13 protein-coding genes and 2 pseudogenes are annotated in these 15594 nt (G+C 36.8%); 10 read left to right on the forward strand and 5 right to left on the reverse strand.

What is annotated here, in order from left to right; all coding sequences use genetic code 11:
* Positions 1 to 136: 136 nt before the first annotated feature.
* Complete coding sequence (locus tag L3081_RS17740; protein WP_242287354.1) at positions 137 to 292, reverse strand: hypothetical protein; 156 nt, start codon at positions 290 to 292, stop codon at positions 137 to 139.
* A gap of 53 nt (positions 293 to 345) precedes the next feature.
* Here L3081_RS17740 and L3081_RS17745 point away from each other — a divergent pair, with 53 nt between their 5' ends.
* From L3081_RS17745 to L3081_RS17765, 6 genes and pseudogenes are all read left to right on the forward strand, one after another.
* Entirely contained in the window at positions 346 to 1899 is a 1554-nt protein-coding gene (locus tag L3081_RS17745; protein ID WP_242287355.1) for an alpha-amylase family glycosyl hydrolase, read from the forward strand.
* A gap of 409 nt (positions 1900 to 2308) precedes the next feature.
* Positions 2309 to 5062, forward strand: coding sequence for a TonB-dependent receptor (locus tag L3081_RS17750; RefSeq protein ID WP_242287356.1), 2754 nt, complete (start codon positions 2309 to 2311; stop codon positions 5060 to 5062).
* Positions 5063 to 5293: 231 nt separating this feature from the next.
* A pseudogene (locus L3081_RS17755) lies at positions 5294 to 6785 on the forward strand (tryptophan halogenase family protein).
* 244 nt (positions 6786 to 7029) lie between these two features.
* Positions 7030 to 7236 (forward strand): hypothetical protein, encoded by a 207-nt coding sequence (locus tag L3081_RS17760; RefSeq protein ID WP_242287357.1) that lies wholly within the window; start codon positions 7030 to 7032, stop codon positions 7234 to 7236.
* Positions 7191 to 7352 (forward strand): hypothetical protein, encoded by a 162-nt coding sequence (locus tag L3081_RS29205; RefSeq protein ID WP_420839764.1) that lies wholly within the window; start codon positions 7191 to 7193, stop codon positions 7350 to 7352. Before L3081_RS17760 ends, L3081_RS29205 begins: the two co-directional genes overlap by 46 nt.
* Positions 7301 to 7945: an aldo/keto reductase gene (locus L3081_RS17765; RefSeq protein WP_338027389.1), complete on the forward strand. Its 645-nt coding sequence runs from the start codon at positions 7301 to 7303 to the stop codon at positions 7943 to 7945. The genes L3081_RS29205 and L3081_RS17765 overlap by 52 nt, the downstream gene beginning before the upstream one ends.
* Positions 7946 to 7999: 54 nt before the next feature.
* Here the strand turns inward: L3081_RS17765 and L3081_RS17770 are convergent, their stop codons facing one another.
* Positions 8000 to 8833: an HDOD domain-containing protein gene (locus L3081_RS17770; protein ID WP_242287358.1), complete on the reverse strand. Its 834-nt coding sequence runs from the start codon at positions 8831 to 8833 to the stop codon at positions 8000 to 8002.
* Between the two features lie 465 nt (positions 8834 to 9298).
* On the opposite strand from L3081_RS17770, the gene L3081_RS17775 reads away from it, so the two are divergent.
* From L3081_RS17775 to L3081_RS17790, 4 genes are all read left to right on the forward strand, one after another.
* Positions 9299 to 10195: a mechanosensitive ion channel family protein gene (locus tag L3081_RS17775; protein ID WP_242287359.1), complete on the forward strand. Its 897-nt coding sequence runs from the start codon at positions 9299 to 9301 to the stop codon at positions 10193 to 10195.
* 120 nt (positions 10196 to 10315) lie between these two features.
* Complete coding sequence (locus L3081_RS17780) at positions 10316 to 10891, forward strand: DUF2975 domain-containing protein (RefSeq protein ID WP_242287361.1); 576 nt, start codon at positions 10316 to 10318, stop codon at positions 10889 to 10891.
* Positions 10891 to 11109 (forward strand): helix-turn-helix domain-containing protein, encoded by a 219-nt coding sequence (locus tag L3081_RS17785; RefSeq protein WP_242287362.1) that lies wholly within the window; start codon positions 10891 to 10893, stop codon positions 11107 to 11109. Before L3081_RS17780 ends, L3081_RS17785 begins: the two co-directional genes overlap by 1 nt.
* A 125-nt stretch (positions 11110 to 11234) precedes the next feature.
* A complete protein-coding gene (locus tag L3081_RS17790) occupies positions 11235 to 12080 on the forward strand; it encodes an alpha/beta hydrolase (protein ID WP_242287364.1) in 846 nt (281 codons plus the stop codon).
* On the opposite strand, the gene L3081_RS17795 is transcribed toward L3081_RS17790, so the two are convergent.
* The 3 genes and pseudogenes from L3081_RS17795 to L3081_RS17805 form a co-directional block, all read right to left on the reverse strand.
* On the reverse strand, positions 12073 to 13083 hold the full coding sequence (locus L3081_RS17795; protein ID WP_242287366.1) for an alpha-amylase family glycosyl hydrolase: 1011 nt from the start codon (positions 13081 to 13083) through the stop codon (positions 12073 to 12075). The two genes, L3081_RS17790 and L3081_RS17795, sit on opposite strands and share 8 nt — an antisense overlap.
* Positions 13070 to 13867 (reverse strand): alpha-amylase family glycosyl hydrolase, encoded by a 798-nt coding sequence (locus L3081_RS17800; RefSeq protein WP_242287368.1) that lies wholly within the window; start codon positions 13865 to 13867, stop codon positions 13070 to 13072. Before L3081_RS17800 ends, L3081_RS17795 begins: the two co-directional genes overlap by 14 nt.
* A gap of 26 nt (positions 13868 to 13893) precedes the next feature.
* Positions 13894 to 15530 (reverse strand): annotated as a pseudogene (locus L3081_RS17805) (alpha-glucosidase).
* Positions 15531 to 15594: the final 64 nt, after the last annotated feature.

A 15594-nucleotide genomic window follows, 5' to 3' on the forward strand; every position in this document is an offset into this window, starting at 1 on the left:
GCTAAAAATAACAGCTGAATACGTATGCACATGCTTGTAATCGTTACTGTTAAATAATTAACATAGGTGTTTATTATTAAGTACTTATAAAATAATAAATAAAAACACTTCACTCATCATTAAGCATCTAACACGGCTATAAAAATACTGGCAATGTTATAAAATAGGATAATGCAACCATGAATATCACCCGAGCCATAGCGTTAACATCGGTCAGTACAGTGTTAGCTTTGTCTATTTTTGGTTGTAACTCGTCTTTAGAACAACCCGCAGCATCGTCACCAGCTGTCAAATGAGAAAAACAATGCATTTTATGGCACGTTAAATCCCTATGCTTCTGAGTCAGTGTACTTTTTATTAACTGACAGATTCGTTGATGGTGACAAAACAAACAACCACGAAGGGCAAGGTGGAAAATATCCAAGTTTTGATATTCCTTTAAAGGGGACTGACGGACAACGAGCCAATGTAGGTTATTTAGGCGGGGATTTTAAAGGCGTTTTAAATAATGCTCAGTACATTAAAGATATGGGCTTTACCTCAGTTTGGTTAACCCCAATCTATGACAATCCAGATCAGGCTTTTAATGGTGGGGAGAAAGTCGCTTTTGGTGAATATTACAAAGATGGCGGTAAAACAGGATATCATGGCTATTGGGCTAGTAACTTTTATAAAGTTGATGAACACCTGCCGTCAATAGGTTTAACCTTTGCTGATTTCACCAGGCAATTAAAAACGCATTATAATTTGAATTTTGTATTAGATATTGTTGCCAATCATGGTTCGCCTTCCTATACCATGATTGAGGATCAACCTAAATTTGGTGAAATTTATGACCAAAATGACACCTTGATTGCTGATCATCAAAATATCCATCCTGAAAATCTCGATCCTAAAAATCCATTGCATTCTTTTTTCAATACCCATACAGGCCTTGCTCAATTATCTGATATCAATGAAAACAATGAAGCTGTACTTGATTACTTTGAAGGTGCGTATCTTAAATGGATAGCACAAGGTGCCCATGCACTTCGTGTTGATACAATTAAAGAAATGCCACATCACTTCTGGAAAAAACTGTTTGACCGCATTCGATTACACCATCCTGATATTTTTATATTCGGTGAGAGCTATTCTTACCAAGCTGAATTTATTGCTGAACATACTCGCCCTGAGAATGGTGGCGTTAGTGTTTTAGACTTTCCAGGAAGAAAAGCAATTACAGCGATATTTGAAAATGCTGAAAGTGATTACAGTAATATACTAACCTATTTACATTTAGATGACGGAATGTATCAAAACCCGTATGAGTTAATGACGTTTTACGATAATCACGATATGGAAAGAATGAATACCACCAATGAAGGTTTCATCGATGCTAACAATTGGTTATTTACTTCTCGTGGTATACCCGTTATTCACTATGGATCAGAAATCAATTTTATGACAGGAACACCAGAACATAAAGGCAACAGAAACTACTTTGGTCAACAGAGAATAGAACAAGCTAAGCATCACATTATTCACAAAGAATTAACAGATATTGCCAATATAAGGAAAAACTCCGTGGCTTTACAACGTGGCTTACAGGTTAATTTACAATTTAATGATGATTTAGCCGACTTTTATCGTGTATACCAAAATAATAATGAAAACCAGACCGCTCTTGTACTCCTCAACAAAGGCAAAAGCGAAGCTGAATTTAACATTAGCAGAATGCTCAGTGCGGGGTTATGGACAGATGCACTTACGGGTACAACATACAATATCGGTAATGATAACCAGGTCCTAAACACTAAGGTAAAAGGTCATGGTGTAAAAGTGCTCTTGTTTAATCATGCCATCGATAATGCTGAACTAAATGCCCTACTTATCGCCCAACAAAACACGTTACCTTAATTAATACAATTTCACTAAATTATTGCCCACTTGTACCGATCAAAATATTCCATGACGGCATTGCTCTGATTGATTTCACCTACGTACAACAAGATCACAAAGATTCCTATTAACAACACAACTGAGCCGTTTAGTTATATTTCCTAAACGGCTCGGTTGTTTGGCAAGTAGTTTATAAGAAACCATCTCATTGCATACGTATTCAATACATTTGTAGCACCGATGCTACTTATGAATACGTATGCATACGCTATTCATCAGCAAATTCCCCCTTTATATTAAAGTTGTTCCTAAATTTACTGTTACATTAAAAATATGTGCAGTTAAGGTGACATTAAACATATAATTATTTAGCTAATGGAAACTAGCTAATACAAATTAATCAAGGATGGCTAGGGGAGAACATTCAATGTTAAATTTTAAACCAAGCAAAATGACGCTAGCACTAATTTCAAGTGGTCTTTTCGCATTAAGTGCACCTACATTTGCGGCAGAAGAAGCACAAGCAACTGAAAAAACAGATGAAGTTGAAGTAATTCAAGTCACTGGTATTCGTGGTTCATTACAAAGAGCACAAGCGATTAAAATGAGTTCAAACTCAATTGTTGAAGTTCTTTCTGCAGAAGATATTGGTAAGCTACCAGATACTAGTGTAGCAGAATCTTTAGCACGTCTTCCTGGTGTAACAGGTGAACGTCGTAATGGTCGTACTAGCGGTCTATCCGTGCGTGGTTTTAATGAGAATTATGTTGGTACCTCATTAAATGGTCGTGAATTACTAGGTATGGGTGATAACCGTGGCGTAGAATTCGATTTATACCCCACTGAAATAGTCTCTAATATTGTAGTATATAAAACACCTGAAGCCGGTCTTATCACGCAAGGCATTGGTGGTACTATTGATTTACAAACAGTTAGTCCATTAAATTCAGACGCGTCGATGACACTTAATGCTGTTTACGAACAAAATGCAAAAGATTCGGCTAACCCAGATTATGATAACAACGGCCATCGTTTATCGTTCAACTTTGTTGATCAATTTATGGACAACACCTTAGGTCTTGCTTTAGTTGTTTCGTCTCAAGAAACGCCTCGTCAAGAAGAAAACTTCCGCGCTTGGGGTTATGCTGATACTCCAGAAGGTAACAAAATTTTAGGTGGCCACGACTCTTTTGCTCGTTCAGCATTAATGGAGCGTAATTCATTTGCTGCGATTGTTGAATATCAACCAAATGACCAACTGAGTGTTAAATTTGATGCTCTTTATATCGATTTTGAAGAAAGTGATGTTCGTCGCGGCCTTGAAGAAGGCGGTCCAGTATGGGGTGGCACAAATTATACCTCATCATCAATTGAAGATGGCTTGGTTACTTCTGGTTACTGGGATGGTTTCCACTCAGTCGTTCGAAATGATGCTAGAACACAAGGATCAGAATTAACCACCTTTGGTTTAAATGTTGATTACGCTTTAAATGACAATTGGTCAGCCGTTTTAGACATATCAACCGGAGATGTTGATAAATCAATTATCGACTTAGAGAGTTATTCAGGTACAGGTAGAGCAGGTACTGACGGACGACCATCTGCAGCTCGCTCATGGGAAATGACATCTACTGGAGTTATGTATAGCGCGCACCCTACCCTTTCTAGTGTTGACTATACTGATGAAAGTTTAATGCGCCTATTTGGACCACAATCTTGGGGAGCTCCCGTAATTGGCAGTGATGCACAAGATGGCTTTGTTAACCGTCCTGAGTTTAAAGAAGAATTAGACAGTATTCGTTTCGAAATTAATGGCACAGTTGAATACAGTATTATTAGTGGTATCAGTATGGGTGTTAATTACTCTGAACGTACTAAATCTAAAATCAATGAAGGTGATTACCTTACGTCTCAACAGTATCCTGGTGATGCCGCTATCCCTGACGTTTTAGGTGTAACCAATTTAAGTTTCATTGGTATTGATGGCGTGCTTGCTTACGATAGCTTAGGTTTATACAAAAGTGGTTATTACACTGCGACAGAAGCTTCTTTAGTGCAAACTGACCGTTTAGGCGATACCTATTCTGTTGATGAAGAGGTGTTAACGTTATACGCAAAACTTGATTTTGAGGCTGATTTCGGTATCTACATGACAGGTAACTTTGGTATTCAATATGTTGATGTAGACCAATCGTCAACAGGGTTTTCAACCGTTGAAAATGAAAACGCTTATGTAGTAGCAACACCTGTCAATAGTGGCGCATCATATTCAGATGTTTTGCCCACCTTAAACTTGAATTTTGAAATTGCTGAAGACCAATTTATACGTACTGGTTTATCAAAAGTACAAAGTCGACCTCGTATGGATGATATGCGTCCAAATGCCAGAGCTACCTTTGCTTACAACGATAATCAAATTCAAAGTACCGATCCCCAAAATGGTCCTTGGTCTGGTAGTGCCGGTAACCCAACCTTAGAGCCGTTAACCGCTAACCAGTTTGATCTTTCATATGAAAACTACTTCGCTGATGATGGTTATTTTGCCGCAACTTTCTTCTATAAAGATTTAACAAATTGGCATAGAACATCAAATGCTCTTACCGATTTCTCTGATGTATATATTCCTGAACTTCACAGAGATTCTAATGGTGATGTACCCGCAACACTAATGGGATTTTTAGATACAACTGAAGATGGCTTAACAGGATTTGTTCGTGGTTACGAGTTACAAGCCGACTTGCCATTACGTATAATGCATGATTCTTTAGAAGGTTTTGGTTTAGTCGTAAGTGGAACATTCTTAGATGGAAAACTTGATGATGGTGGCAAGGTACCTGGACTTTCTGAAGAAAGTTATTCATTAACTGCATATTATGAAAGAAATGGTTTCGAATTCCGTATTGCCGGTACCAAGCGTGATGAATTCTTAACTGAAACTCGCGGAGGCAGCCTTGCCTTACAGGCAACTGATGATTTAGGTGCTGAAATTTGGGATGCTCAAATCAGTTATGACTTCGATGAATCTGGCATTGAATCATTACAAGGGTTACGTGTTTCATTCCAAGCTCAAAACATTACCGACGAAGATACTCTTCAAGCTGAGGCATCTGATGGGAGACAAATTACGTCTTATCAATCATTTGGCGCTAACTACTCGTTAGGTCTTAACTACTCCTTCTAGTAATATTTTAGTTAAAGCAAAACCTGTCAGTGTACTGACAGGTTTTTTTAATGCCTTTGACAATAAAAGTAAGTAGAGGTTAAATTGCAGACATATACCATATTACTGCTGATTTATTTTGTTAAGTAACCAAACCGACAAAGTTTACTATATCCAAGCCACTTAAGATGCAGAACTCAGGTGGCTTAGGTATATATTACTCCGCATATTTTATATAAGAGGAACACCAATATGAATAGTACAATTAAAAAAGTAGTGGTTTTAGGTGGTGGAACTTCTGGGTGGATTACTGCGGCATTATTAAAAAAGATACTCGGTACGGCTATTCAACTTGAATTAGTTGAATCTGATGACATCGGCACTATTGGTGTTGGTGAAGCAACTATTCCTCCTATCCAACACTTAAATAACGTTTTGGGTATCAATGAAATTGAATTTTTACGCGAAACCAAAGCAACCATAAAATTGGGTGTTAATTTTGAACACTGGAAAAATAAAGGGCACAGTTATTTACACAGTTTTGGCGCCGCAGGAAAAAGCTCCCCTTTTTGTCATTTCCATCATCTACTGAAACGTATGAAGCAGCTTGAAGATGATAGCTATTTATGGCAATACGATTTGAATTATTTATGTGCTAAAGCGGGAAAATTTGCAAAAATACAAAGTAAAAACCCTATACTTGAACTACCTTACGCCTATCATTTCGACAGTATTTGGATTATATGCAAAGTTCTTACGTAAATTTACTGAAAAAATGGGTGTAACTAGAACTGAAGGTTTGGTTGAACACGTTGAACAATGCCCTACATCTGGACACATAACGTCTCTTAAATTGAAAAATGGACAGACAGTTACAGGTGATTTATTTATCGACTGTTCAGGTTTTAGAGGTTTACTTATCCAAGAAAAACTTCGCACCGGTTATGAAGATTGGAGTCATTTATTACAATGTGACAGAGCAATTGCAGTACCTTCTGAACGTTTTGAGCAAACATTACCCTATACTCGCTCTATCGCGCACACAGCCGGTTGGCAGTGGCGTATTCCGTTACAACACCGAAACGGTAATGGTTTAGTTTACAGCAGTAGTCATAGTAGCGATCAACAAGCAATGGATACACTCTTGGGGAATTTAGAGAGTAAAGCACTTAGTGACCCTAAAATTATCAAATTTCAAACCGGTCGACGCTACAAGCAATGGAACAAAAACGTTATCGCTATTGGTTTATCAAGTGGTTTTTTAGAGCCCCTTGAATCTACGAGTATTCACCTTGTACAATCTGCAGTTGTTCGTTTAGCACACCTTTTTCCTCATCAAGGCATAAATAATAGTCTAGTTGATGAATTCAATAAGCAATCCGCCGCTGAATTTGAACAAATCAGAGATTTTTTAGTACTGCATTACCATGCAACCCAACGTACTGATAGTGATTTTTGGCAAGATATGCGACAGATTAAAATTCCAGATAGCCTTGCCAATAAAATTGAAACATTTAAACAAAGTGGTCGATTAATAAGAGAGCAAAACGATCTATTCACCGATAGTTCATGGCTGCAAGTCATGTTAGGTCAGGGGATAATACCACAAGATTATCATCCTATTGCTGACGCGATGACAGAAGAACAACTTGATAAAATGCTAAACGACATAAAAAAAATAAAGCAAGAGCCTATTAGTAAACTGCCTGATCATGACACATTCTTAAAAATGTTTTTGTCGTAAGTTGGTAAACAACCAAACAAGAATGAATAGTGCCAGTTTCATTAATTAAGTGATCCATTTTATACGTAGAAAAAATTGCCAAATACATGACATTTATTTCAATAACGAGTTGTTCTAATTATTAGATAAATAACGAGTGGTTGGTGATTTTAGCAAGTAGAAATGTTCACATAGTTAGTGAGATTGGAATAATCGAAGAATGATGAGTTATACTGACAAGAGTACTTCAAGAAGAGGGTAACAAATGAAAACATTGCCACTAGGCTCATCAAATATCAGCTCATCTCGTCTAATTTACGGCTGTATGCGTATTCTTGGTGACAATTCAGCCCAAGATAGAGCTAAAGGTAAACGGGCCATCCAAACCGCTCTTGAGGTGGTTACAACCATTTTGATCATGCTGACATTTATGGTGGCGGTGCGTGTGAAAGCTTATTTGGTGAATTACTAAAAGCATCACCAAGTTTGCGTGATAAAATAATCATCACATCCAAAGTGGTATCCGTGTTGGTGATGTGCCCAATATTGGCGATCCTAAATGCTATGACTTTTCTCATCACTATTTAACTCAGCAAGTAGAAAATTCACTACAACGTTTAAATACCGATTATTTGGATATGTTTTTATTACATCGCCCTGATTATTTATTTAATGCAGTAGATGTAGCTGAGACTTTTAATCAATTAAAAGCTAGCGGTAAAGTTAAACATTTTGGCGTGAGTAACTTTTCTCCTTCACAAGTGAGTTTATTGCAATCAGCTTTAGATAAACCACTTTTAGTTAACCAAATTGAAATTAATATCCACAATATAGACAGCTTCATCGATGGCACGTTAGATCAATGCCAACAACAGAGTATTACCCCTATCGCTTGGTGCCCATTGGGTGGTGTTGTTTACCCGGCATGGGGCAATACGTTCTCGGCAACAGATGAACAACGTATTGAGACTGAATTAGCTCATCAAGCCCAAAAGTATAACTGTGTGCCTTGGCAAGTTATTCTAGCCTGGTTGTTAAAGCATCCTGCAAACATTTGCCCCATTATTGGCTCAACCACACCTGAGCGAATTGTTGCGGCCACACAAGCACTAGAAATGAATTATAGCCATGCAGATTGGTATCGTTTGCTTGAAGCAAGAAATGGTCACAGCGTAGCTTAGCATGATGATTAGGTTGCCACTAAGCTTTAGATTAGTGGCAATGATTCTTGGTAACTAAAAAACTTCAGCAAAATCAGCTTCTAGATCGGCATAATCAACAGAACTAATCCCCAGTATATCTAAAAGTAAACCTTCGGACTCTTGCCACATAGGCGCATAGTTAAAACGTTTAGCACGTTCAACTATATTCTCAGCCGCTTTCAGCGTTGCAAATGCTATTTTATATTCAGAATCAACAGAACTTGTTAAATAACTATTATCATGATGCCTAAGTATCAGGTAGCAAATTTCTTTTGGTAAATGCCAAGATGAGGAAATATAATAACCTAATACCGCATGGTTGGTTCGATAATGCTTTTCTTCTACAGCAATAAAATCTTCATTCGCTGTATTGGCTTCAATAAGTACCTCTTTATAATCTGTATACTTGAGTGCTAATAGTGGAATACCACAATTATGGAATAACCCTATGGTATAAAGCATTTCTAGTGGGATATTATTTTTAACTTTATTACCGATAAAAATCATTGCATTAGCAATATCATTGGCATCATCCCAGAACCTTTCCAATGATATGCTAGCTTTGCCTGTAAAGGACTGCTTAAGTAATGTCGCGGTCACTAAACTATTAATAGTATTTAGACCTAGCATCATCACAGCTTGTTTTATCTCGGAAATACGTCGGTTCATACCATATAATGGAGAGTTTATAATTTTCAATATCGTGGCAGACAAACCAACATCACTTGAAATCAAGTTAGCAACGGCTTCAATATTAGGGTCTTCTTCATTCATCAAATTATCTATTTTAGATAAAATCTCTGGTCTAACAGGTACATGAAACCCGGCAACAACCTTTGCTATTTTTTGCTCGTCAATATCAAACAAATCACTTCTCCTTTAATTACTTAATTTAACCATAATCTCACTAACTATAATCTCACTAACTATGTGCTCATTCCTGCTTACTAAAATCACCAACCACATCGTTATTCATTTAACAAATACAACAATAACCAATTGAAAGTTAACATTTAATTACCATCCATTCACTTATAGCATGATAGTTTTGCTACTTTAGCCTGCAAAATAAGCAAGGCAAACTTACGCGTTATTAGCGGCCTATTTCAAGTAAATTTAACGAAGGAATTAATAAAAATAGCCACAATAGAAAGATTTGTTCATCCGAGTTGAGGTTACTTAAGGTTTATTCAGTATAGAAGAGCGATAAAGGCCTAAGCAAGGAGACAAAAGAATTATTTTTGGCTTAATACAAAAATAAGTTAATATTGAACCTAATTAACTTCTATTCAAGTTGGTAAAACTTGTTTAACTACTATTTAAGGACTTTTTGTGTTTACCAATCAACTTGCCAACGCGGCAGAAACAAGCAAGCTATCCCTTGCTCCAACTGATTTATTAAAAGACGAAATCGATCAGGTTGCCAATATCTACAACATCGTTATTGAATTTTTTACCAATTATAGCTTTCAACTTATTGGTGCTTTCATTATTTTTATTCTGGGTTATATGGTAGCCGGAAAAATATCTTCTTGGGTATTAAAATTATGTTTGAACCATAAACTCGATATCACCTTAAGTCAGTTTTTATCAAGCACAACTAAAATGCTGATTGTCATCATGATAACGATTATTTCATTGAGTAAATTAGGCATTAGTGTTACACCTTTTATTGCAGCAATAGGCGCTATTTCGTTAGGTGCAGGTTTAGCATTACAAGGCTTATTATCTAACTATGCTCTTGGCTTTAATATTATATTAATCCGCCCTTTTGTCGTTGGTGATACTATTACTGTTCACGGTGTTACTGGCGTAGTAGAAGAGGTTTTATTAGCTTACACTGTGCTAAAAAATGAAGACGATGTTACAATTACAATTCCTAACAAGCATATTGTTGGTGAAATCCTGCATAATTCTAAGAATGATTCGTTGCTTGAACTACAAGTCGGCATTGCTTATGACCACAACCCTTTAGACGTAGTAGAATTACTTAAAGAAACCATGCTCACTCTCGATAGTGTTGATGAAAATACTAAACTACAAGTTGGTATTGATGAGTTTTCAGACAGCGCTATTACAATCGCTATTCGCTTATGGGCCCCTACCGTTAGCTTATATGAGACAAAATATAAAGCTTACGCCGGCATTTATAGCGCGTTAGACAAAGCCAATATCCATATTCCATTTCCACAACGTGATGTACATATTCATCAAGTAGCTCAAAAATAAAGCAATAACAATAAGCAAAAAAATTAACAATACTTTTTTATCGTTTATCGATAAAAAAGTATTGAATAAAATTATCCTACTGTTATATTAAGTGCATAACACCGCTTCTTAATAACGCGCATGACAAAAATATCTAAAGCTAGTATGTACATTTGTGCATTACTGATCACAATGGCAACGTTCCAAGTGATCTCACACATTTTATTGTTATGCTTTGGCGAGCTAACAACTACGGGTGTGAGTCAACTAAGCATAGATTTCCACCTATTTTCTAGTCATATATCCCATCAATCTACACATGGATGGACAAACATATCTCAAGCCTTGATAGCAGAAAACTTTAATGCGTTAGCCATTCTCGGAACCGCTGAATTGATACCTTACCTTTTTATTTATTACTTTCTATTCAGGCTTTTTAGCTATTACCAACACGGTGAGATATTTACTATTTCCAACATTACTTGCTTTAAAAACATAGGAAAAACACTTTTATTTTGGATTGTATTAAGTGCTCTCTATCCTGTCCTAGTTTCCTTATTTATCCGATTCATGGGTTTTTCTGACAAGCTTTCCATTTATCTGAACTTTGGCAGTAATGAAGTATTTTACTTAGTTTCAGGATTAGTGATTTATGTTATGGCTTGGGTAATGACAATGGCCATTGAGTTAAAACAAGAGCAGGAACTTGTGGTTTAATGCCTATTATAATTGAACTTGACGTGATGTTAGCTAAACGAAAAATGAAATTAAATGATTTAGCTCAAGCCGTCGGTATTACACCCCAGAATTTATCGGTATTAAAAAGCGGTCGTGCCAAAGCAATACGGTTTTCTACCTTAGATGCAATTTGCCATGCGTTATCTTGCTCCCCCGGCGACATTTTAATTTATCAGTCAGATGATGCAAATGAATAATTCACAATTGATTTTTATACAATTATTGATGGAAATAATCACTGTGCAATTCTCTGTGAAGCGCTCTGCGCCTATGGGTCCTCGGTGATTAGTAAGTTTGTTTTGTTTTCTTAATGGAGTTATATATGTTTAAAAAATTTATAGTTATAGGTCTACTCACAGGTCTTTTTTCTTGTACTGCAACGCTAAAAGAAGATAAATTCATCAGCCAAAGTGAAGCAGTAGAAGTTTATGATGATGAAAGTATCAATAACTGGCGGCAACAATTCCCTGAGCATCAACTTAAAACACTTTCATTACTAACGGCTGACAAAGGTGCACAACTAGAAGGTTTGTACTTAGATAACCCTCACAGTGATCAACTGATATTTGTTATTCAAGGAAATGGCATGCAAGTTAAAGACGGTGGCATAGAGATGTTACATAGTCTTGCAGCCTTAGGGTTAGATATAGTCATTTTTGATCGTAGAGGCTTAGGGGCTAGTTCTGGTAAAGCAACAATCAATAACTTAATTTCAGATGCAAATGAACAATATCAATTTATAAAAACCGAATTAAAAGCCGATAGAATTATTGCTCACGGCTACTCACTGGGTAGTTTTATTGCGACGCAATTAGCAAAAGATCAACCAATAGACGCACTAGTTTTACAGGGTTCAGCGACCAATGTTGATGATTGGATTAAAGCAAAAACGCCTTGGTACGTATACCCTTTCTTAACCGTTAATATGGATTCTGCGTTCCATGCAGCCAACAACCAAGTTATTGTTGCACAGCAATACCAAAAGCCCTTACTTATAATTCTTGGCGAAGAAGATCAACAAGTACCTGTAGCGCTATCACAAAAACTTTTTGATGCCAGTAAATCAACAAACAAAAATCTAATTATTGTTAAAGGTGCAAACCACAGCAATATGTTTAAAGACCCGACAACGATTAATACCTATATTCAATTTTTGAATTCTATTTAAGCTGATAAATAGCAAAACTCAATGGCGAAAGCTCACCTTTAGTATTAGCAATTGATTGGTAGAGCCGTTTTTCAGTTTGTGATTTAGTTAGCACATTAAGGCTTTGAACTTGTGATGAGGTATTAAATACAATCACTAACGTCTGCTCTTCACCCTGAATCATCGCAACCCGTTGAATTGCAAAAACACCCGGCTTGTTTTGAGAATAAAGCGTTGTTTGTTGACCAAATCGCAATGCTTTTGGATATTGCTGATATAACTCGGCATATTTTGCAAACGTTTGATAAAACAAATGGCTAGTGTCGAAGTTATTGTCAGCCGTGGTTTTATTGGTTGCTAATAAATCATCATTATTATAACTGTCTACGTTTGATGGCATCATATCTTGACGTGAATCTTGATCGCCGCCATCACCGACAAAACCTTGCTCATCACCATAATATATTACCGGTACGCCACGGGTAAAAAATAACATAGCATTGGCCGGCAAATTACGTTGAATTTGTTCTTGCTCACTGTAATTATGTTTACTTTCTTTTAAAAAGTAAGCAAACCTTCCCATGTCATGATTACCTGTGAAGTTTACCAACTGGTTAGCATTAGTATTTTCAATATCCTTATGGTTAGTTTGATAAAAGTGATCTTGAGCAAATAAATTTGCCAACTCATCAGACCCTTTTTGCTCAACTAAAGCACTTCTAATCGCACCTTGTAAAGCAAAGTCTAATACTGATGGAAGTTTTGCTTTTGTTGTAAAACTACTTAATTCTTTAGCGTCAAAACTATAAACTTCACCAAACATAAAAAAGTTTTCAATGCCTAATGATTTAGCGTGTGCCATTAATGCCGGTGAAAATGCTTGCCAAAATTCAGTGTTAACATGTTTAACCGTATCAATACGAAATCCGTCTGGTTTGAATTCATCAATAATAGCCTTGTAAATGTCTATCATGCCGATAATAACGTTTTCGCTATTAGTATCTAAATCGTCAAGGCCAAGCAAAGTCACCACGAATTGAGCTTTCACCAACCCAGTTTGAATCACCTTGGTTATGATAAACCTCAGTATCATTAAGCCATAATGGCGTTTTTAAGGTTTCATTTCCTTTTGGAATAATAGGCGTATAAACATTCCCATTAGCTAGCTCGGCAACTGATTTAAAAGGACAATCTTCACCTTCTTCTTCGCCTTTTTGCTCGGGAAGCCAACCTAAACCATCATCACCATGACATTCTTTATACTTAATAACATCAGCTGTATGATTAGTAATAATATCGAAAAACACTTTAATATTACGTTGGTGTGCTTGATCAATAAAGTGCTTCAGGTCAGCGTTGCTGCCAAGATGAGGATCGATTTCAGTAAAATCTAAAATCCAATAACCATGATAACCAGATGTACCAGATTGCATTGCTTGATTACGCAAAACAGGTGTTAGCCAAATAGCGGAAATACCCATGTTATCAAGATAGGGTAATTTTTCAGTCAGCCCTGCAAGATCACCGCCGTGATACATACCTTTATGGTTTTTATCAAAACCGCCATGAGATAATGCACGCTTGCTATCGTTTTCTGCAGCACCCAAATCATTACTGACGTTGCCATTGTGAAATCGATCGGGTAAAACAAAATAAAAAACTTCATCCTGAAACACTCGTTGCTGATAAGGTTTCAGCTTGCCTGCTTTTGCCGTTAAGTCCTGATGAATACCTGCTGCAAATGTTGTTAAATTAACAACCAACGATACTGTACAAAAAATAATGGTGAATACTTTGCTCATTTTCATTTTATTGTGCTACCCAATTAAGTAGGTTATAACGACGCGTAGAAACAGCCAAAAGCAGGCAATGTAATTTGGTTATCAGTTATCGTAGTCGTCGTTAATAATTTATGGTCGCTAAGTACAACAATATTCTCATCGGCAAGGTTAAGTGCGAATGTTTGTGTTTGATTACTAAAATTAAAACAAACAACAAGCTTCTCCTCGGTATTCTGCCTAATAAAAGCAAGTATTGGCTCTGGGGTGTCTATAAAGCTAATATCACCATAAAGTAATGCACTGTGTTGTTTGCGCCATTGGTTAAAATGTCGATAGCTGTTTAAAACAGAACTAGGTGAGTTTTCTTGTACATCGACTGATTTATTATGGTGTTCAGCCACTACCGGCAACCATGGTTTAACTTGACTAAATCCGGCATTGATTTGGTCATGCTGCCAAGGATGTGGCGTTCTACAGCCATCTCGCCCTTTAAATTGCGGCCAAAAAGTAATGCCGTAAGGATCTTGAATATCCTTGAAATCAATATTAGCTTCAGTTAAACCCTGACTCTTCTCCTTGATAACTACACACGCTACCGCGTAAAGAAGATATCATGGCAAATAACATTTTAGCTAAATCTGTATTCTGTTCTGCCTTTTGACTTTTCCCCCAACGACTAGCAACGCGTTGCACATCATGGTTTGAAATTGACCAACAGGGCCATCCGTCTGATACTCGTTCTTCAAGGGTTTGTACAACTTGCTTAACATATTGAGCAGAAAACTCATCTGTTAACAAATCAAAACTATAACCCATGTGTAACCTGTGTTCGCCTTGGGTATATTCCGCCATGGTTTTTAATGAGTCTTCAGACGAAATTTCCCCTAAGGCAACAGTACCCGGATATTGATTTAATAGCGTTCTAATAGATTCAATAAATCCTAAATTTTCATCTTGGGTATTATTGTAATAATGATATTGATAAGCGTATGGGTTTTTCTCATCAAACCCTATACTTTGTCTTAGTGCTTTGGGTTTAGCGGGGTTATCACGTAATTGTGCATCATGATAACAAAAGTTAATAGCGTCTAACCTAAATCCATCAACGCCACGTTTTAGCCAAAACTCAACATTATCAAGAACAGCTTTTTGCACTTGAGGGTTATGGAAGTTAAGATCAGGTCGGCTTGATAAAAAGTTATGTAAATAATACTGTTGACGACGTGGCTCCCAAGTCCGACCCACTACCACCAAAAATAGATAACCAGTTATTTGGTGCCGTGCCGTCTTCTTTAGCATCAGCCCATACATACCAGTCAGACTTATCATTAACTTGATCTTCTCGGCTTTCTATAAACCATTGGTGCTGATCTGAGGTGTGACTCAGTACTTGGTCTACCATTATCTTAATATTACGGTCATGAGCTTTGGTAATTAATTCGTCAAAATCAGCCAAGCTACCAAATAGGGGATCAACATCACGGTAGTCACTAATATCATAACCAAAGTCTTTCATCGGTGATTTAAAAAAGGGCGAAATCCAAATAGCATCAACCCCTAAGCTAGCAATATAGTCAAGTTTTTGAATTATACCGGGTAAATCGCCAATACCATCTTGATTAGCATCATAGAAGCTTCGCGGATATATTTGATAAATTACCGCTCCGCGCCACCACATTTGTTTACTCATCCTAAAACTCCGCACTATATGTTTAATTCATAATTACACTTTAAGAATACGCAATTCGTTTCAA

The organism is Colwellia maritima (genome assembly GCF_022669015.1).
In the GTDB taxonomy this organism is placed as follows: domain Bacteria; phylum Pseudomonadota; class Gammaproteobacteria; order Enterobacterales; family Alteromonadaceae; genus Colwellia; species Colwellia maritima.

What these genes read in the sequence shown, in the direction of transcription:
- L3081_RS17750 (WP_242287356.1), top strand. Translation starts at nt 2,309, where the DNA reads ATGTTAAATTTTAAACCAAGCAAAATGACGCTAGCACTAATTTCAAGT.
- L3081_RS17760 (WP_242287357.1), top strand. Translation starts at nt 7,030, where the DNA reads ATGAAAACATTGCCACTAGGCTCATCAAATATCAGCTCATCTCGTCTA.
- L3081_RS17780 (WP_242287361.1), top strand. Translation starts at nt 10,316, where the DNA reads ATGACAAAAATATCTAAAGCTAGTATGTACATTTGTGCATTACTGATC.
- L3081_RS17785 (WP_242287362.1), top strand. Translation starts at nt 10,891, where the DNA reads ATGCCTATTATAATTGAACTTGACGTGATGTTAGCTAAACGAAAAATG.
- L3081_RS17790 (WP_242287364.1), top strand. Translation starts at nt 11,235, where the DNA reads ATGTTTAAAAAATTTATAGTTATAGGTCTACTCACAGGTCTTTTTTCT.
- L3081_RS17800 (WP_242287368.1), bottom strand. Translation starts at nt 13,867, where the DNA reads ATGAAAATGAGCAAAGTATTCACCATTATTTTTTGTACAGTATCGTTG.